Raw genomic sequence first — 20,106 nt, 5'->3', positions numbered from 1 at the left:
CCCAATGAAGTGCTGTTCCAGCTGCTTCGAAGACGAGAGAAACTTAGATTATGGAAATACTGCGTGGTTCGCCCGCTTTGTCGGCTTTTCGCATTACCAAATTGCTGTCCCGTTGCCAGGACGCTCACCTGCCGGTGAGTGATATCTACGCCGAATATATTCATTTTGCCGACGTTAGCGCGCCTCTTCGCGCTGATGAGCACGCCAAACTCCAACGACTTCTCCAGTATGGTCCTTCTCTCCCTGAACATGCCCCTCAAGGGCGTTTGCTGCTGGTCACGCCGCGGCCGGGCACGATTTCTCCCTGGTCTTCCAAGGCGACCGATATTGCCCATAACTGCGGCTTGTCTCAGGTTTTACGTCTGGAACGCGGTCTGGCCTTCTATATTGATGCGCCAGAGCTGACCGAAACCCAGTGGCAGCAGTTGGTCGCTTTGTTGCACGACCGCATGATGGAAACGGTATTTACCGATTTGCAGCAGGCAGAGCAGCTGTTTGCTCATCAGCACCCTGCGCCGGTTCAGCGGGTAGATATTCTGGGCGAAGGCCGCGCAGCGCTGAAGCAGGCTAATATCAAGCTGGGTCTGGCACTGGCGGAAGACGAAATTGATTACCTGCTGAATGCCTTTACCGGTTTGGGGCGCAACCCGACGGATATTGAGCTGTATATGTTTGCGCAGGCGAACTCCGAGCACTGTCGTCATAAAATCTTTAACGCTGATTGGGTGATCGACGGCGTGGCTCAGCCGAAAACGCTGTTCAAAATGATTAAGAACACTTTCGAACAAACCCCGGATTACGTGCTGTCTGCTTATAAAGACAACGCGGCGGTAATGGCCGGTTCGCAGGTTGGGCGTTTCTTCCCCGCGCCGGAAAACGGTGTTTATGATTATCATCAGGAAGATGCGCATATCCTGATGAAAGTTGAAACTCATAACCACCCGACGGCGATTTCTCCTTGGCCGGGTGCCGCAACCGGTTCTGGCGGCGAAATTCGTGATGAAGGTGCCACCGGGCGCGGTGCTAAACCGAAAGCCGGTCTGGTCGGTTTCTCGGTATCTAACCTGCGTATTCCCGGTTTTGAACAGCCTTGGGAAGAAGATTTCGGTAAGCCAGACCGCATTGTGACGGCGCTGGATATCATGACCGAGGGTCCACTGGGTGGCGCGGCGTTCAACAACGAATTTGGTCGTCCGGCCCTGCTGGGGTATTTCCGTACCTATGAAGAGCGGGTCAATAGCCATAACGGCAGCGAACTGCGCGGCTACCATAAGCCGATCATGCTGGCGGGCGGTATCGGTAATATTCGTGCCGATCACGTTCAGAAAGGCGAAATTACCGTTGGTGCCAAACTGGTGGTGCTAGGTGGCCCGGCGATGAATATCGGTTTGGGCGGTGGCGCGGCATCTTCCATGGCGTCCGGCCAGTCCGATGCGGATTTGGATTTTGCCTCAGTACAGCGCGACAACCCGGAAATGGAGCGTCGCTGTCAGGAAGTGATCGATCGCTGCTGGCAGTTGGGCGAGCAGAACCCGATTCTGTTTATTCATGACGTCGGTGCCGGCGGTCTTTCCAACGCGATGCCAGAGCTGGTGAGCGACGGCGGCCGCGGTGGTCGCTTTGAGCTGCGGGACATTCTGAACGATGAGCCGGGGATGAGCCCGCTGGAAGTCTGGTGTAATGAATCTCAGGAACGCTATGTGATGGCGGTAGCGCCAGCGCAAATGGCGCAGTTTGATGAAATCTGCCGACGTGAACGCGCACCCTATGCGGTGATCGGTGAAGCGACGGAAGAACTGCATTTGACACTGAACGATAGCCATTTCGGCAACCAGCCTATCGATATGCCGCTGGATGTGCTGCTGGGCAAAACGCCTAAAATGCTGCGGGATGTCACCAGCCAGCAGGCGCAGGGCGAAGCGTTGAATCGTGCTGAAATTAGCATTGCCGATGCGGTAAAACGCGTGATGCATCTGCCAGCGGTCGCAGAAAAAACCTTCCTGATCACCATTGGTGACCGCACCGTCACCGGCATGGTGACTCGCGATCAGATGGTGGGGCCTTGGCAGATTCCGGTTGCCGACTGTGCGGTGACCAGCGCCAGTCTGGATAGCTATTACGGCGAAGCCATGTCTATTGGGGAACGTGCGCCGGTAGCCTTGCTGGACTTTGCCGCTTCCGCGCGTTTGGCGGTGGGTGAGGCGCTGACTAACATTGCCGCGACGCAAATCGGCGAAATGAAACGCATTAAACTGTCGGCAAACTGGATGTCCGCTGCCGGTCATCCCGGTGAGGACGCCGGTTTGTACGAGGCGGTGCGCGCCGTGGGTGAAGAACTTTGCCCGGCGTTGGGTATCACTATTCCAGTGGGCAAAGACTCTATGTCGATGAAAACCCGCTGGCAGCAGGATGGCGAACAGCGCGAAATGACTTCTCCGCTGTCGCTGGTGATTACCGCCTTTGCCCGAATCGAAGACGTGCGTCATACGGTTACGCCGCAGTTGCGTACCGATAAAGGTGACAATGCGTTGTTACTGATCGATTTAGGCGCTGGTCACAATGCTTTGGGGGCTACGGCACTGGCGCAGGTTTATCGTCAGCTCGGTGACAAAACGGCCGATGTGCGCAACGTGGAGCAGCTGGCTGGCTTCTTTAACGCCATGCAGTCACTGGTAGCCGATCAGACCTTGCTGGCTTATCACGACCGCTCTGACGGCGGCCTGTTGGTGACTCTGGCTGAAATGGCCTTTGCCGGTCACTGTGGTGCCGAAGTGGATATTCAGGCTTTGGGTCAGGATGCGCTGGCTGCCTTGTTCAATGAAGAACTGGGGGCGGTGATTCAGATTCGCGCCGAGCACCGCGCGGCCGTTGAACAACTGTTCGCTAAACAGGGGCTGGCAGAGTGCGTGCATTACTTAGGACGCGCGACCGTCGGAGACGATTTCGTGATCCGCAGTGGAAACGACACGGTTTATCGTGAAAAACGCAGCACTCTGCGTCTGTGGTGGGCAGAAACCACCTGGCAGATGCAGCGCCTGCGGGATAACCCAGACTGCGCCGATCAGGAACATCAAGCCAAGCAGAATGAGCAGGACCCTGGCCTGAATGTGAAACTGACCTTTGAACCTCAGGAGGATATTGCTGCGCCTTATATTCTTAAACAGGTTCGTCCGAAAGTGGCCGTTTTGCGTGAGCAGGGCGTTAACTCTCATGTTGAGATGGCGGCAGCTTTCCACCGCGCCGGTTTTGATGCGGTAGACGTGCATATGAGCGATTTGCTGGCTGGTCGCATCGATCTGCGAGGTTTTCAGACCCTGGTAGCCTGTGGCGGTTTCTCTTACGGTGATGTATTGGGTGCTGGCGAAGGCTGGGCCAAGTCTATCCTGTTTAATAACCGCGTACGCGATGAATTTGCCGAGTTCTTCCTGCGTCCGGAAACCCTGGCGCTGGGCGTGTGTAACGGCTGTCAGATGATGTCTAACCTGCGGGAACTGATTCCGGGGGCAGAACATTGGCCACGCTTTGTACGCAACCAGTCTGACCGCTTTGAAGCGCGTTTCAGTCTGGTTGAGGTGGCTGACAGCCCGTCACTGTTTATGCAGGATATGGTTGGTTCTCGTATGCCTATTGCGGTTTCGCATGGTGAAGGGCAGGTTGAAGTGCGCGATCGGCAGCATCTGGCCGCTTTGGAACAGCACAATCTGGTGGCGCTGCGCTTTGTGAATAATAAGGGTGAAGTGACCGAGCAGTATCCGGCTAACCCTAATGGCTCAGTGAACGGTATTACCGCTGTCACCAGCGCCAGTGGCCGTGCCACGGTGATGATGCCGCATCCAGAGCGTGTTTTCCGCACCGTGAGCAATTCGTGGCATCCAAAAGAGTGGGGCGAAGATAGTCCGTGGATGCGTATGTTCCGTAATGCGCGTAAACAGTTAGGCTAACGATCCGTTGGTTTAAATATCTAAGGGGGGCGAAATGCCCCCTTTTGCTTATCGATATCACTTATCGATATTGATTGACGTTTGGTTTGTCTGAATCGGTCCCAATTTCTTATCACACCGTGAAGCTATAGCTTATTTCTTTCATTTCTTTATTATTATCTAAGACTTCAATAATTAACCTATATGTTCCTGGTTGAATATTGTGCATTTTGATTCTTATTGGTATCTTGTCATTATTAATAAAACCATTAATGCTGATTAGCTCTGCGTTATTGCTGTTGACGACATAAATGTAATAGTTCAGTCTGCCATGGGCTTCAAAGTCGAATTTAATTTTATATTCCGCAGCTTCTTGACTGTAATAATAATGTAGGTCTGTTATTTCAAAGTCAGGAATATAACTGATATGAGATAACGGCCTAATCCCTGAAATGGCCGGTAACATAGCCAATTGCCCGGTACTGATGACGGTCGAGCGAATGTCTTGGCGAGTGCGAGTTACATCATTGGCAAAGGCGGTGGCAGATAAAATGATTAAGGTCGAACACAAAAATCCGAGTTTATTTACCGTCATACATCCTCCTGTGTTATCTGCGTCATGGATAACATGAGTGGCACTTTTATTACTGATAGTGATTTTTTTCGGTGAATATTATGAAGCGTTGCGTTCTATTTCAGGTTTTCATAGCTATGAAAATCCCTATGTAATTTTATGTTAATTAAGATTCAGACTGTCTGGTTATAAAGATGTTTGGCTGTGAAGTAGTATAAAATTCATTGTGTTTTCAAAACTGATATTTTTCGTATTGGAAACTAGCCGAAATCTAATTACAGATGTCCACTCATAGTTCGTCCTCTTGTATTCGACACTGCATTAAGACACTGCATTAAATTGTTCATTAATCAGTTAACTCTCTGTTGGCATCGGGTTCTCTGGCTGCGAGGTAGAGCAGCCATTTTTTGCCTCGCCGGATGCGGAGCTTTGTTCCGAGCTAGCGATGGGTTCCTTCGTCGACAGCAACCGCCGACAGCAACTCTTTGCGCGGGCATCTGGCTATGATGCTGACAAATTTTCCTTATCTATGAAATATCATTATTTATAAGTAACGAGATTAGGTTTGATGAATTCCCACATGAGATGAAGATCTCAATTTGTTGAAAAATATATATTTTTATTTTTGTGTCGGTAAATTGCGACAACAGCATAAAGCGGTGTCTCAAATAGGAGACATATAACTTCATGATTTTTAATGTTTTTATTATTGATGCTTTTGGGTGTCGTGAATTAGAGACAGAAGGCTAATAACGCGTTAACTGTTTAACCGTTGTTTTTAAGTTATAATTATGAATTATTTAAATAACTGTTTATTTTCAATGTCTTAGTATTTTTATTTTAAAGTTGGCACGGTAACTGCATTATCTTAATCAGTTGCTCATTCACCTTTTTATGACAGCCCCGCAGTTAAGCGGAATATGCGCTTCATAAGCCATCGAATGACGCCTAAGAATGGTGCCTATCGTCCACCTAAACCGATATTGCCGCGCAAGCGCTTTATCAAGCATCGGACGACACGTTGAGTGAGGCACCGCCTATGTCCTACTGTGATGAAGGGTTCATCAATATTGGACATGTTTGGATGCTATTCGTCTCATCCCCCCGATGATTGCTTCGGCTCATCAAACTGGAGGCGATTTTCAGGGCATCCACATATTCTTGCTAATGGGGGCAATAGTGTTATTGCCCCTGTTAAGCAAATCAGCAATACCTTCAGATTCGTTCAAACATCGATATCGCAATCATTTCTCATTCGATTGAGTGTTGATACAACAGGCTGATCGCATCGATGAATCAAAATTGTGGAAACCAGTTTCCTATTAAAATTAAGCACTTTGCTCATAGCAGGTGCTTTTTTTTTGCTCGAAAATCAGCGGTCGATGATTTGTTGATGAAATAGTGCGGGATTTATGCGGTAACAGACATTGTAATCCTCTGAGAGTCGGTTAGCATCAAAGCAGAATAATAGGTAATGAGATGATTTCGTTGAAAAGATGGCGTTTATTCCCTCGTTCGTTGCGTCAGCTGGTACTGATGGCGTTTCTGTTGGTGCTTTTACCCTTGCTGGTACTGGCTTATCAGGCTTACCAAAGTTTGGATCATTTAAGCGAGCAGGCGGCAGATATCAACCGTACCACGCTGGCGGACGCCCGGCGCAGCGAAGCTATGACCAGCATTGCTCTGGAAATGGAGCGTAGCTATCGCCAGTTTTGCGTATTGGGCGATCCGACACTTGCCAAGCTGTATCAACACCAGCGTAAACAGTATGCCCAAATGCTGGATAGCCATGGTTCGATCTTGCCTGACGCCCACTATTATCAGACTTTACGTGGCTTACTCACTCAGTTGGAAGAAATAAAGTGCCAGAACAGTGGGCCAGATGCGCAATCTTCGGAGCAACTGGAAGGTTTTTCTCGCTCTAACGCCGAAATGGTTCAGGCCACTCGTGACAGTATTTTCTCTCGTGGTCAGCAGTTGCAGCAGGATATTGCTGAACGCGGACAGTTTTTTGGCTGGCAGGCGTTGTTGCTATTTTTGGTCAGCGTGATTCTGGTGGTGCTATTCACCCGCATGATTATCGGCCCGGTGAAGGGAATCGAGCGTATGATTAATCGCCTGGGAGAAGGGCGAGCGCTAGGCAATACAGCGTTGTTTAAAGGGCCGCGTGAGTTGCGTTCACTGGCGCAGCGGATTATCTGGCTCAGTGAGCGTCTGGCGTGGCTGGAATCCCAGCGACACGAGTTTTTACGCCATATTTCTCACGAACTGAAAACGCCGTTAGCCAGTATGCGTGAAGGAACGGAATTACTGGCTGACGAGGTCGCCGGGCCGTTGACGCAAGATCAAAAGGAGGTGGTAGCCATTTTGGATAACAGTAGCCGCCATTTACAGCAACTCATTGAACAATTGCTGGATTATAACCGTAAGCTGGCAGACGGCTCTGGCGAGCATGAAAATGTCGAACTGTTGGAAGTGGTTGAAGGGGTTATTTCTGCCCATAGTTTGCCAGCCAGAGCCAAGCAAATTCGTACCGAGGTCGATCTGCAAGCGGATATCTGCTGGGCTGAACCCACATTATTAATGCGAGTTCTCGATAATCTCTACTCCAATGCGGTGCACTATGGCGAGGAATCCGGTACCATTTGGATCCGCAGCCGTCAGGTGGGAAATCGGGTACAAATTGATGTCGCTAATACTGGCACTCCGATTCCGCTAGCCGAAGAAACCATGATATTTGAGCCTTTTTTCCAGGGAAGCCATCAGCGAAAAGGGGCCGTTAAGGGAAGTGGACTGGGACTGAGCATTGCTCAGGATTGCATCAGACGTATGCAGGGCGAACTGCATCTGGTAGAACAGGATGATGCAGCCGTCTGTTTCCGCATTGAATTGCCATTAACCGCCGAGAATGAATAAATAATGTACAAGTGGTCTGTCAGTCGCTTTTTTAAAAAGACCGAATCTTTGCCGCGCTCCGCCCTGGAGGCTGTCGCAACGCCATCTTATCGTAAGGCCGCTTTTTTGGGGACGCTGTTACTTGCCCCACTACTATTGAGTGGATGTATCGATCGTTCCGCCAACGGACGCTTTTCCCATGCGGTGCAGTTGGTGATTCCCGAAAGCAAAATTGTGGATTACCGCACCGCTCAATGTGACACGCTGTGGGATATCGAAGATAAAGAAGTTCTGGAGAATTCGCTTTATTGGCTGAGAGCGATGGACTGTGCCGAGCGTTTAAGCACCGCGCAGTCCAGAGCCTTGGCCAAATCTATGCAAACCCTATCCTGGTCAACGGCGTTTAAGCAGGGCATTTTGATCGGCAGTGCTGATCCATCAATGGCCGAGCGTCGTCAGATCGTTGAGCGTCTAAATAGCTATAGCCAGACTTTCCCCGGTTCTCTGCGCCCGCTGATTCAGCTATGGCGGGAACAGCAAGTGCTGCGTATTGCTCTTTCCGAAGAACGTGCCCGTTATCAACGTTTACAGGATGAATCGGACAGCCAGATTGATCGCCTGAGGGAAAGTCAGGTGCGTCTGCAATATCATTTACAGGACACCACCCGTAAGCTGGAAAACCTGACCGATATCGAGCGTCAGCTTTCTTCACGTAAACAACTGCAAAATGAAATTTCTGAGCCTGAGGCAGAAATCAAAGCCGCCGCTGGGTCCAATCCAGAGCCGGCCAAAGCGGCTGAAATGAAAGAAGAGAAAGCGGCAGAGAAAAAGTCGGTAGAGGCAAGATCGATAGAAACAAAATCGATAGAAACCAAGCCGGTGGAAACCAAGCCAACAGAAACCAAACCTGCGGCAGAAAAATCGGCCAAGCCAGTGGAACCCGCAGCTCAGCCGACCACTCCGGTAACAGCGCCGGAGGCCAAACCGGCAGAAACCTACTCGCCTCCGGCCACCCAGCCGTCACCCGCTTCCAAAAAGGAGTCCGAGCCACATGACACCACGCAAACCGGCCAATCTACTGCTGGTTGACGATGATCCCAGCCTGCTCAAGCTGCTGGGAATGCGTCTGACAAGTGAAGGTTTCCATGTCACCACGGCTGAAAGCGGTCAGGAAGCCCTGCGCTTATTGATGCGCGAGAAAATCGACTTGGTGATCAGCGATTTACGCATGGATGAAATGGATGGTATGGCATTATTTGCCGAAATCCAAAAATATCAGCCGGGTATGCCGGTGATTATTCTGACCGCGCACGGTTCTATTCCTGACGCCGTTGCCGCCACTCAGCAGGGCGTATTCAGCTTCCTGACCAAGCCAGTCGATCGCGACGCACTGTATAAAGCTATTGATGCCGCGCTCGAACTTTCCATTCCTGCCGGTGATGATAGCTGGCGAGAAGCCATAGTGACCCGTAGTCCGCTGATGCTGCGTTTATTGGAGCAGGCTAAAATGGTGGCCCAATCTGACGTTAGCGTGTTGATTAATGGGCAAAGCGGTACCGGTAAGGAAGTGTTGGCGCAGGCAATCCACGGCGCCAGTCCGCGCGCTAAAAAAGCCTTTATTGCCATAAACTGCGGTGCTTTACCGGAGCAATTATTGGAGTCTGAACTCTTTGGTCATGCTAAAGGGGCATTTACCGGCGCGGTAAGTAGCCGGGAAGGCCTATTTCAGGCTGCGGAAGGTGGGACGCTGTTCCTCGACGAAATCGGCGATATGCCCTTATCATTGCAGGTAAAACTGCTGCGAGTGCTGCAAGAGCGCAAGGTTCGTCCTTTGGGCAGCAACCGAGATTTGGATATCAACGTGCGGATTATCTCGGCAACTCACCGTGATTTGCCGAAAGCGATGGCAAAAAATGAATTCCGTGAAGATCTTTACTACCGTTTAAACGTCGTGAACCTGAAAATTCCGGCGCTGAATGAGCGAGCGGAAGATATTCCGCTACTGGCTAATCATCTGCTACGTGAATCCGCCAAACGGCATAAACCTTTTGTGCGCAGTTTCTCCACCGATGCGATGAAACGACTGATGACCGCCAGCTGGCCGGGCAACGTGCGTCAATTGGTTAACGTCATAGAGCAGTGTGTTGCTTTGACCTCGGCGCCGGTTATCAGCGAAGCGTTGGTCGAGCAGGCGCTGGAAGGGGAAAACACCGCTTTACCGACTTTTGTTGAAGCGCGTAACCAGTTTGAGCTGAACTATTTGCGTAAACTGCTGCAAATTACCAAGGGTAACGTTACCCAGGCGGCGCGAATGGCAGGCCGTAACCGCACTGAATTCTATAAATTGTTGTCGCGCCATGAATTGGACGCCAACGATTTCAAAGAATAGTGCTTTCTTTCCTCGGAACCCGATTGGAAAAGGCGTTCGGCGGGTTCTAAACAAATGACCGGGAATGATTTACACTTCGGTCTTTGTTGTGGCATAGCAGAATTGAAACCAATATGAACAGAACACTTTCCATTGCGTTAGCCCAGCTTAATCTGCTGGTTGGCGATATTGAAGGCAACACCGAGCGTATGTTGCAAACCTTACATGAGCAGCAAAAGGCCGGTGCCGATCTGGTCATGTTTTCCGAACTGGCACTGTCGGGCTATCCACCGGAAGATTTACTGTATCGGGATGATTTCTACCTGCGCTGTGAGGCACAGTTAGACCGTTTACAGGCCGCAGCGCAAAAGACGGCGGTTCTGGTAGGGCATCCGTGGCGTGAAGGGAATAAGCTGTACAACGCCCTGTCACTGTTCTCCGAAGGTAAATTGCTTGGTCGCTACTTCAAACAACAGTTGCCTAACTACGGCGTGTTTGATGAAAAACGTTATTTCACTCCTGGCAATGAAAGCTGCGTGGTTGAGCTGAAAGGCTATCGTTTAGGGCTATTAATCTGTGAAGATCTGTGGTTCAACCAGCCGGTAGACGCTGCGAAAGCTGCAGGTGCAGAGCTGCTGCTGTCGATTAACGCCTCGCCGTATAACCGTGAAAAACCTTATATTCGCAAAACGCTGATGGCTTCCCATTGCCAGCGTACCGATTTGCCGCTGATTTATTTGAATCAGGTGGGCGGTCAGGATGAGCTGATTTTCGACGGTTGTTCAAAAGTGTTTGATTCTAAAGGTAATATGACGCATCGTCTGGCCGCCTTTGCGGAGCAAACGACGCTATGCCGCTTCCAGGATTTGGTCGTCGAGCCCATGGCGGCACCGGCGGCGGGGTTGTCTCCGCTGGCTGAAGTGTATGAAGCTCTGGTGCTGGCAGTGCGTGATTATGTGACCAAGAACGGCTTTAAAGGCGCGGTACTCGGCCTTTCTGGCGGTATAGATTCGGCGCTTACGCTAGCGATTGCCGTAGATGCGCTGGGTAAAGAGAAGGTTCAGGCGTTAATGATGCCGTTCCGCTATACCGCAGACATCAGTATTGCCGATGCGAAGGAAGAGGCTGAAATCCTGGGTATCGAATTCGATATTCTATCTATCGAACCGATGTTTGATGCTTTTATGGGACAACTGGCGCCGATGTTTGCCGGTACTGAAAAAGACACCACCGAAGAAAATTTACAGGCGCGCTGCCGTGGCGTGGTGCTGATGGCATTATCAAATAAACGCCGCAGCATTGTGCTGACTACTGGTAATAAAAGCGAAATGGCTGTCGGTTATGCCACGCTGTACGGTGATATGGCGGGTGGCTTTGACGTGCTGAAAGACGTACCTAAAACGCTGGTATTTAAGCTGTGCGAATATCGCAATACCGTTTCTTACGTGATCCCGCAGCGGGTTATCGATCGTCCGCCGTCCGCCGAACTGGCGCCGGATCAGTTAGATCAGGACAGCCTGCCGCCTTACGACATTCTCGATGCGATTCTGGAAGGCTACGTTGAACATGATAAGTCGGTAGCCGATTTGGTGGCTGAAGGCTTTGACGAGGCTATTGTGCGCAAGGTCATTCGTCTGGTAGATATTAACGAATATAAACGGCGTCAGTCGGCTGTTGGGCCGCGCATTACCGCTCGTAGTTTCGGCAAGGATAGACGCTATCCGATCACATCCGGCTTTGGCCGCAAAAATTGGTAAAACAGGAATTCGCCATCATGAAGAAAATTGACGCGATTATTAAACCGTTCAAACTGGATGACGTCCGCGAAGCTTTAGCTGAAGTGGGCATTACCGGGATGACGGTTACCGAAGTGAAAGGCTTCGGTCGCCAGAAAGGCCATACCGAGCTGTACCGCGGGGCTGAGTATATGGTGGATTTTTTACCTAAGGTTAAAATCGAAATTGTCGTTGCGGATGATATCGTGGATACCTGCGTAGAAGCCATTATGCAAACGGCTCAAACCGGCAAGATCGGCGACGGTAAGATTTTTGTGTTTGATGTCGCGCGCGTGGTACGTATTCGTACCGGTGAGCAGGATGAAGAAGCTATCTAACTGATACTAAATCGAAAACATTAAAATCAGGTCGTATCATCGAAAAGAACCCCATTTATGGGGTTCTTTTTTTACCACTAATTGAATGCTAATCGACGTTGCGAGTAGCTTGCTGACGATTGTCTGGCATTTATCCGCTGTGCACTGAGTTTTCCATCAGACCGGAACGACGAACAATCCAAGCCAATAGAACAGGTTAAGCAAGATACCCGCCAGAATCACTGCAACGACAGGCGCTGCAATTTTCATTACCGGGCGGCCAATAGCTTCATTCAGGAAGTACAACGCTGTGGTAATAGTGAAACCGGTATAGCCAGCCATTTTGATAGAAGCAAAAATAGCGCCGATCAGTAACGCATATTCCATCAACAGATTCATAGCGTTACGGATATTATCCGAAGCGTTACGCACTGAGGGGAAGCGGCCAAGCCATTTACCTATAGTGCGCAGTAACAGCACTTCTAGCGAGATCACGACTGCACCTACCAACGCCGCCAACAGCGGGTTCGGAATCAGGTAACCGACTACAAAGACGAAGGTGAAACCGGCTACCGCATACACGCCGGTCGCGAGCGCAGTGGTGGCAATCAGTGGCACAAAGCCCAAGCCACGCATAAATTCGGCCAATGAAGCCTGATGAACCAGTGACAGTGACTCTTCCGGCGTAATCCCCGGCGCATAGGCTTTCGCCAGCGTATAAATCGACACTTCGCTGCCGGCAAACAGTTTCATACTGGCGACGGCGGAAATCAGCCCACCGACGATGGCCAATAGCGGCAGGTTCTTGATTATCCTCTGGGTTCGCTCCTCAAATACGGAATGTCCTCCACCACCGCCGAGGTGGGTTTTGGCGCGAAGATCCTGAGCAATAGCTATGCCGATGAGCAATACCATGCCGACGAAGATTTCGATGGATTCAGGGAACAAGCCGGTGAAACGAGTGATAACCAAGCGGGTCATCAGCACGATAATTGCTGAAATTACAGCAGTTTTCCAGCCAAACTGGTAGAAAATAGCGACCAGTGGGAACAGCGCAAAAGCAGAAATAACTGGGCTGCTCAGTTCACCCAACGAACCGATAAAGTTGACTGGCAGAGAGGTTAACGCTGTGTTGACCGCAGGCAGTGAAGTCAGCGCCAGAATGCCCCAGGCGGCACCCAGAGCAAATGCCAGATAGCTGTTGATCGCCAGCACGCCGATGATGTCAGTCGGCAGGAACAGTAACCAGGAGTTCAGTAAACCGGTGGAGAGTGTAAAGGAAATCCCAACCGAAGCGATAAAGCCGACGCTGAGGCCGAAAGCGATACTGCCCGCTTCTCTGCGGCTCATATTACCTTCTACCAACTGCGGTAAAATCGGACGGATACCGTCATGAAATACCGCGACGGAGCGGTGAGAAAGCAGGGCGGTCATCCCGGTTAGCAAAGCAACCACGATGATATGAATGTAATCCACGGTTATCCCCTTAGCGCAGCTGAGTGATCAGCAGCGGAATGGCGTGTTCAATATGCTCCACGGATAAACCAAAGGCGACTTTGCCTTCAGCAATGAATTTCTCGATCTGTTCCGGTTTGGCTTTGATACCCGGTTTGGCAATGGTCGCGCTTTTGTTATAACCAATAATGGCTATTGCCATGGATAATGCTGCACCGGCACCGGTATTACATGCGCCAATATAATAATCCAGCTGCCCATCTTTCACTTTTACCGCTGCATCCATATCGGTCAGAATAAAAGTTTCAAAGCTGGCGGGCGCAGTTTTATCGATCAGTTCTCGTATCAGCTCACGTTGTAACCCGACGATGCCGATCTTTTTCATAGTCACTGTCCTTGCGTAGAGAAGAATTTGTTTGGATTATGGCGCAGCATCATTTCCACCTGCTGGTGTGAAATACCTGCGGCCAAAAGCATTGGAATAAATGAATCAACCAGATAACTGAAACCTGTGCCACCGTTGGCTTTTAAATGAGAACGGCGGGTAATATCCATCGAAAGCATGACTTTATCCAGGACGCCGCGCTCAGCCAGATAAACCAGCATGGCGATGCGTCGTTCATCCGGGAAATAGCTGTTTTTACCAATGGTATCGAACTGGACGTACACACCCTTATCGATCATCTGCAAAATCAAATCCGGCTGTTCTTTTAAATCGCAGTGGCCGATAACCACCCGATCCAGCGGTACGCCATATTGCTCCAGCAGCGCGATTTGCTGCATTCCCATAGTGCTAAAGCTGGTATGGGTCGAAATAGCCAAACCGGTGGCATGGTGCGCCAGTGCGGCGGCGTGAAACACTTTTGCCTCGTTGTCCGTGACACAGTTTTCACTGGTACCAATCTCGGCGATAACGCCGGCTTTCAGGTCGGTGCCATCAATGCCCACTTCGATTTCATCGATCATGGACTGCGCCAATTGTTGCGCCGAGCTGTCACGCACCAATTGAGGATAGAAATGATCGGTGTAGTAACCCGTTGAAGCGATGATGTTTATGCCACTATCTCGCATCAGATTCAATAAGAACTGCGGGTTACGCCCCATGTATTTATTGGTGACCTCAACAATATTGCTAACGCCTTTGCTCACCAGCTCGCGCATTTCCTGACATATCGGCTCGTATTGATCCAAACGACAGTCGATGTTGTCTTTAAAACCAGATAAATCAATATGCAGATGTTCGTGAGCGTAGGTATAGCCATTGGGGTTAATCATTGGGAAAGGCTCCGGGAAACCGATGGACGCAGTTGAGTGAGAAAAGATTGGCCATTTTGCGGCATAGGCGCCGAGAAAAACGCGCAGGCGGTCGCACCTACGTCGGATAAAGTAAGCCGAGTGCCCAGATCGACGGCGGAAAGACCGAGCTGATAAACCAGCAGTGGCACTTGTTCTCGGGTGTGTTTGCCGTGGCCGATGGTTGGGTCGTTACCGTGGTCGGCAATGACAACCAGGACGTCATCGGGTTGCATTGCGGCGATTATCTGATTGAGCGCACTGTCTACCAGTTGCAGCCGGTCGGCGTAACGCAGGGTGTCTTGTTGATGACCAGCCAGATCGGTTTCCTGAATGTTGGTACAGATAAAACTGTCTCCGGGTTTGAGCAATTCGTCGCGCATAATATCAAGAATGGTCTGAGAATCGACAATCCCCGCGTAATTGATTCCATTAGAATTACTTACTATATCGGCAACCTTACCGATCAGTACAGTAGGAATATGTCGCTGCCATAACATGGCTGGAGCCTGCACCTGTTCATCGACACCATAACCCAAATGCGCGACGCGAAAATTGTGTCGATAGACACCGGAATTTGGCGCATTGATACCAATATATTTCCCTTCACGACTTTCCGCCGCCCGCAGCAGATCGGCGGTATCCGGCAAATCGCCGCCAAAAGCGATAACGCGCCCGACTTTAACGGTTTCACGAACCAATTGACCGATGGCTAGCACCTGCTCGAAGGATAATCGATTGAAATCAGCGCTGATGTTATACACCTGGCCTAAATCGGCTTCCAGATTATCGCCGATCGCCGCACCCTGATTCACCCATAAATAGCTCAGATTGTTTAAGGTTATGCGTTCGACCTGATAGCCGTTGCCGGTAAGCTGGGATGCGACGTCATCAATTACGGCGGAGAAGGGCATAGAAAGCGGTGGCAGAGGTAAAGTGCCCATAATTTCCTGATGGCCAATAAAGGTATCGCCACCTTCATGTTGCAATAATATTCGACCAAAGGCGGCGGCGGGATTGGGCTGCATTAAATTCGGAGCGTAGCCTAATGAGTTGATCAGACCGAGTTTTTCCAGCGTGGGTAAATATAATTCGGGAAGGGTTTCAAGAATGTGCCCGCAGGTATTGGCACCGATATCCTGCGGCCGGACGAGCGGGACATCCGGCATTTCTCCAATACCAAAACTATCAATGACCAATACCATGAATTTACTCATGGCAATCTCCTTAGTTCAGGCTATTCCCCTGACTGTCATAGCGGCCGATTAATTTCGGTTCTCCGCGTTGGATCCCCTCGACCAATGCGACGTCGCTGCGTGTGACAAATATTTGGGTGCGGAAACTCATTACCAGCGGGCTGCCGATCGGGAATTTATCGCTCAAACGCAGGCAATAATCGATGCTGCTGTCATCCACTGGCAATACCTTACTGCTGTGGTAAGCCTGGTTGTGCCATATCAGTGCATTGCTTAGGTGGCCACGACGATAGTAACCGCCGCCGAAGAAGTAGCTGGTATCTCCGACATGATGAGAGATTTCGGATAGATACAGCAGCGAGACTTTTTCCGGCTGAGAGCCGTTTTGGTTGGCTGGAATAGTACCGGTTAGCGCATGGCCCGGTTCGGTATGGGTAACGCCTAACTGAGCCAGTTCGGGCATAACCTGAATGCAGGCGGCAGAAGGCGCGTTGACTTGTTCAACATTAACGCCCTGTTTTTCCAGAATCTCTTTAGCCGCCAGCAGAGTAAACATATTGGTGGTTGGCAGGGTTCGCTGTTCCTGAGGATTAAACAGCATGCAAGGGAAATGGGTCACGCCAACCAGTCTTACCGCAGGCATATTAGCAATAGCCTGAATGACTTCCGGCAGTTGATTGAGTTCAAAGCCGCCTTCCTGACCGGCATAGAGCAGATCGCCTGCCTGGTTGACTTTCAACATGATTGGCTGAGTTTTGCCTTGCTTTCGAGCTGCGTCAGAAATTTGCTGCGCTTTCTCCAGCGAGAAAATGGTGATGACTTCAGGTTGCTGGCTGACAATTTCGTCCACCATACCCGACGGCGGCTGGACCAAATGCCCGACGTGAGCCACCGGGATTCCGTGCTGATAGAGCTGCCTGACCTCTTTAAAATCCACTGCCACCACGCCCTGATAGCCGCATGCCAACAGGCGTTTGCAGAGTTCGGGATTACGTCCGAATTGCTTACTCATCAGGTATAGCTTGATATTGCAACGTCTGGCTTCGTCTAGCAGGCTCCGTGCATTGGATAGCGTTTGATCTACATCGATAACGTAAGTATCCGGGCCTATTTTACCCTGTTGCCACAGCATAATGGCTGTATCAATCAGGGTTGGGTTCTGTTTTCTTAAGGCATTCAAAAACATGCTGTTTCCTAGACACTTTCAGGCGTCATTTTATTAATTTAAATTATTATTTTTTTGAATATTTATTATGTAATGAATCAGCGTTGGTGTGTTCTTCAGTGTAGCTGCTTATCTCAAAGGTGGTAGATTACTGGCAAGGTAAAGGCTGTACAAATTAGACAGCAAGTAACCCTGCTCATTATCATCAGGCTTAATATCAAAGTAGGCTAGCAAATCTTGATTAATGTCTCGAATATATTGAATATCTTCGCTTTGGATTAATTCGGACAACAAATCCGCATCCATTCCCTTAATCAGTTCGCCACGGCGGGTTCGCATCAGGGCGTTAGCCATATGCGTCACCGCCATTTCCCCCTGAACGTTATCAATAGATATCTGCCAGAAATTAGCTAATCTATTGATAACTTTGTTCATTCCGAGGAAAACCTCTTCATCAATTACCCCAGCCTGATATAAAATACTGAGGCGCGGATCCATAATATCTCCGGACTATTAATTAATAACGTGGGTCAACTTTACCGAGTTGGACATCACTTTGGTGCTGTAATAATTGCTCTGAATTAATGCCATTCTCCAATAATAGTTTTATTGGGTGATTATCTGGTCTAATCAATATCACGGCCTGAGAGGCTTGAATATAGCGTTCGTCCCCACGTAGCTTGGTTGCCTGCAAATTATCATGGGAAACATCGTCAGTCAGGTTCCAGATCGCAGCGTCAATTTCGCCGCGGCTAATTTGCGCGACGCAGTCACTGTAAGGCACATCGACACGTTCTATATTTTGATTGGCAAACTTAATTTCCGTTAACAGACATTGGTCCGGAGAGCGCGGATCCAGCCCGACGCGGCGAATATCATGTTCTTCGCCTCGACGGCAAATCAGCTGGTGGCCGTCAACGTAGGAACCCGTGCCTAAATTGAGCGCAACGGTAACCTTACCCTGATCAACATAATTCTGTGCCGCCAAACGCGAAACTACCGCCATATCGTAGATGCCGTCGATCAAACACTCGACTCGCACTTCTGCACCACGCATATGGGCAAAATACAGCGGCAAAATGGTAAATTGTTCCTTTAATCCGCTGGCTAGCCCTTCGTACAGCTTGGTATAGGGCAGCGGCATTGCGCAGACCATATTACCCAAATCTGCCTGTTGTAGCAGGCATGACATATTGAGATCCATAAGCTGCGTTCCGTTGCGGCCACGGCGCTCTACGACAATAGCGCCTTCTTGTTCCAATACCTTCAAGGCGTGTTGTACCACGCCTACGGAAATCGCGAAATTATCCGATAACTCGTCGATGGTTTTCAGTCGATTTCCTGGGCGTTCGCCAATTAAATAGCGCGCCATGGATACCAGAGCCAACCCTTCTTTTTTTATGAATTTTCTACTCATGCTGGGTGTATTTAGCCTTATGTTATCTAGGTGCAGATAGTGACTTTAATACTATTGATTACAATGATATTAATTTTCAATTATATGAATATTTAAACATTCATATAAATAATAGATGTTTGCAACGATAAAAGCGAGCGGGGGCGTTATTGATCACAATATAAGAGCAATAATTATCTTAGGAAAGTACAGATTCAATACAATAAAAAACCGGCCAACAATACAGACTGACCGGGAAAGAAACGCAGAAAAACTTATCAATTAAATAACTTTGTGAGGTCCGAAGCATTCATAGTGAATATGTTCTGCCGGGACACCCATTTCCAGTAATTGTTTACCAACAAACTGCATGAAGACCAGAGGGCCGCAGAAGTAGTAATGCATATCGGGATGAATAATTAATGACTGCAACTCAGCCAGATTCATAAAGCCTTTACTATGGTAATGCTGGCCAGGGATATCCTGCTCTTCCGGCTGGCGATACCAAACGTGGCGATTCAGATTCGGCATATTTTTCGCTATTTCAGCGACTTCATCGGCAAAGGCATGAACCCGGCCATTTTCCGCCGCATGGAACCAGTGCACTTCGGCGCTATGTTGTTGAGCGTACAGCGTATGCAACATGCTCAACATTGGCGTTTGGCCCACGCCGGCAGAAATCAGCGCTACCGGGGTTTCCGGTGAAATATCAAGGAAGAAATCGCCGCGCGGTGGCGCAATGCGCACGATGTCGCCTTCCTGCGCGATGTTATGTAAGTAGTTGGATACCGTCCCTTTTTCTTCGCGTTTTACCGCAATACGGTAGGATTTACCGTTAGGCGCAGCGGTCAGGGAATATTGGCGAATTTGACGGTTTTCTAACCGGCTATCTTCGATATAAATACCCAAATATTGACCTGGTTTGAAATTCACTACGCTGCCGCCGTCCTCCGGCACCAGCAAGAAGCTGCAGATAACGTCGCTTTGCATTTCTTTTTTCGCAATGCGGAAACGACGCAGGGTTCTCCAGCCGCCGGTATTTTCTTCCACTTCACGATAAATTTGCTCTTCGCGTTGAATAAACACGTCTGCCAGCACACCGTAAGCTTTGGCCCAAGCATCCAACACTTCCTGACCCGGGCTGAATAATTCATCCAGCGTCGCAATTAAATGTTTGCCTACGATTTGATAATCAGACGGCTGAATATTCAAGCTGGTGTGTTTTTGAGCAATACGTTCAACCGCAGGCAGCATAGCCGAAAGATTTTCAATGTTGGCCGCGTAGGCGCAGATAGCATTAAACAAAGCTTCGCGCTGATCGCCGCTGAACTGATTGCTCATATTAAAGGTATCTTTCAGCTCAGGGTTATGAGCAAACATACGATCGTAAAAATGCGCAGTGAGCTTCGAACCGGTTTCAACCAGCAAAGGAATGGTTGATTTTACGGTGGCGATGGTTTGGCTATCCAGCATGGTGAGGCTCCTATAATTTTTCGAATAATAATGTGCAAATTAATACATGTATTTTAAATGCATCTTATAAAAAACAACACGGCTTGTAAATACACATTCATTAATGAGGGCGATTATCGTTACGCGCCAGTTCACACTTATGAAAAAACCGCATACTCAACATGAGGATAAATCCGTTGATTTGTGTGAACTCTGAGCAGTGCAAAGCCTCATGTGGCTTGAAGCCAATCGTTTGCGTAAAAACCTCTGTCAAGACCTATCTTAACGAGGTGAAAACAG

General features: G+C 49.4%; 15 protein-coding genes. 6 read left to right on the top strand and 9 right to left on the bottom strand.

Features of this window, described 5'->3' with window-relative positions; genetic code table 11:
- Positions 1-50 precede the first annotated feature (50 nt).
- A complete protein-coding gene (gene purL, locus DBA33_RS14455; RefSeq protein ID WP_120806687.1) occupies positions 51-3,941 on the top strand; it encodes a phosphoribosylformylglycinamidine synthase in 3,891 nt (1,296 codons plus the stop codon).
- A 112-nt stretch (positions 3,942-4,053) separates the two neighbouring features.
- On the opposite strand, the gene DBA33_RS14450 is transcribed toward purL, so the two are convergent.
- Positions 4,054-4,515 (bottom strand): hypothetical protein, encoded by a 462-nt coding sequence (locus tag DBA33_RS14450; RefSeq protein WP_064516815.1) that lies wholly within the window; start codon positions 4,513-4,515, stop codon positions 4,054-4,056.
- Positions 4,516-5,973: 1,458 nt separating this feature from the next.
- Between DBA33_RS14450 and DBA33_RS14445 the strand changes: the two genes are divergently transcribed.
- From DBA33_RS14445 to glnB, 5 genes are all read left to right on the top strand, one after another.
- Complete coding sequence (locus tag DBA33_RS14445) at positions 5,974-7,410, top strand: HAMP domain-containing sensor histidine kinase (RefSeq protein WP_064516817.1); 1,437 nt, start codon at positions 5,974-5,976, stop codon at positions 7,408-7,410.
- 3 nt (positions 7,411-7,413) lie between these two features.
- A complete protein-coding gene (gene qseG / locus DBA33_RS14440) occupies positions 7,414-8,478 on the top strand; it encodes a two-component system QseEF-associated lipoprotein QseG (protein ID WP_120806685.1) in 1,065 nt (354 codons plus the stop codon).
- Positions 8,441-9,778: a two-component system response regulator GlrR gene (gene glrR / locus DBA33_RS14435; RefSeq protein ID WP_064516821.1), complete on the top strand. Its 1,338-nt coding sequence runs from the start codon at positions 8,441-8,443 to the stop codon at positions 9,776-9,778. The genes qseG and glrR overlap by 38 nt, the downstream gene beginning before the upstream one ends.
- Positions 9,779-9,891: 113 nt before the next feature.
- Positions 9,892-11,514 (top strand): NAD+ synthase, encoded by a 1,623-nt coding sequence (locus DBA33_RS14430; RefSeq protein WP_064516823.1) that lies wholly within the window; start codon positions 9,892-9,894, stop codon positions 11,512-11,514.
- A gap of 17 nt (positions 11,515-11,531) precedes the next feature.
- Positions 11,532-11,870, top strand: coding sequence for a nitrogen regulatory protein P-II (gene glnB / locus DBA33_RS14425; protein WP_004718065.1), 339 nt, complete (start codon positions 11,532-11,534; stop codon positions 11,868-11,870).
- 156 nt (positions 11,871-12,026) lie between these two features.
- Here glnB and DBA33_RS14420 read toward each other — a convergent pair whose 3' ends face one another.
- From DBA33_RS14420 to hmpA, 8 genes are all read right to left on the bottom strand, one after another.
- A complete protein-coding gene (locus DBA33_RS14420; protein WP_071925602.1) occupies positions 12,027-13,325 on the bottom strand; it encodes a YhfT family protein in 1,299 nt (432 codons plus the stop codon).
- A gap of 10 nt (positions 13,326-13,335) precedes the next feature.
- Positions 13,336-13,689, bottom strand: coding sequence for a DUF2620 domain-containing protein (locus DBA33_RS14415; RefSeq protein WP_049601783.1), 354 nt, complete (start codon positions 13,687-13,689; stop codon positions 13,336-13,338).
- A 2-nt stretch (positions 13,690-13,691) separates the two neighbouring features.
- Positions 13,692-14,579, bottom strand: a complete 888-nt coding sequence (locus tag DBA33_RS14410; RefSeq protein ID WP_064516825.1) for a phosphotriesterase-related protein — start codon at positions 14,577-14,579, stop codon at positions 13,692-13,694.
- Complete coding sequence (locus tag DBA33_RS14405) at positions 14,576-15,814, bottom strand: phosphopentomutase (RefSeq protein ID WP_064516827.1); 1,239 nt, start codon at positions 15,812-15,814, stop codon at positions 14,576-14,578. Before DBA33_RS14405 ends, DBA33_RS14410 begins: the two co-directional genes overlap by 4 nt.
- 10 nt (positions 15,815-15,824) lie before the next feature.
- Positions 15,825-16,979, bottom strand: coding sequence for a YhfX family PLP-dependent enzyme (locus DBA33_RS14400; protein ID WP_120806684.1), 1,155 nt, complete (start codon positions 16,977-16,979; stop codon positions 15,825-15,827).
- Between the two features lie 108 nt (positions 16,980-17,087).
- The gene (locus DBA33_RS14395) at positions 17,088-17,456 is read right to left on the bottom strand and encodes a PRD domain-containing protein (protein WP_064516831.1); all 369 of its coding nucleotides are present in this window, start codon (positions 17,454-17,456) and stop codon (positions 17,088-17,090) included.
- A 19-nt stretch (positions 17,457-17,475) separates the two neighbouring features.
- Positions 17,476-18,375, bottom strand: coding sequence for a GntR family transcriptional regulator YhfZ (gene yhfZ / locus DBA33_RS14390; RefSeq protein ID WP_064516833.1), 900 nt, complete (start codon positions 18,373-18,375; stop codon positions 17,476-17,478).
- A gap of 261 nt (positions 18,376-18,636) precedes the next feature.
- Entirely contained in the window at positions 18,637-19,827 is a 1,191-nt protein-coding gene (gene hmpA / locus DBA33_RS14385; protein ID WP_064516835.1) for an NO-inducible flavohemoprotein, read from the bottom strand.
- Positions 19,828-20,106 lie beyond the last annotated feature (279 nt).

Source organism: Yersinia sp. IP36721 (assembly GCF_003634395.1).
GTDB lineage: Bacteria > Pseudomonadota > Gammaproteobacteria > Enterobacterales > Enterobacteriaceae > Yersinia > Yersinia entomophaga.
The sequence above is the reverse complement of the archived record's forward strand: the minus strand, read 5'-3'. Positions and strand labels throughout refer to the sequence as shown.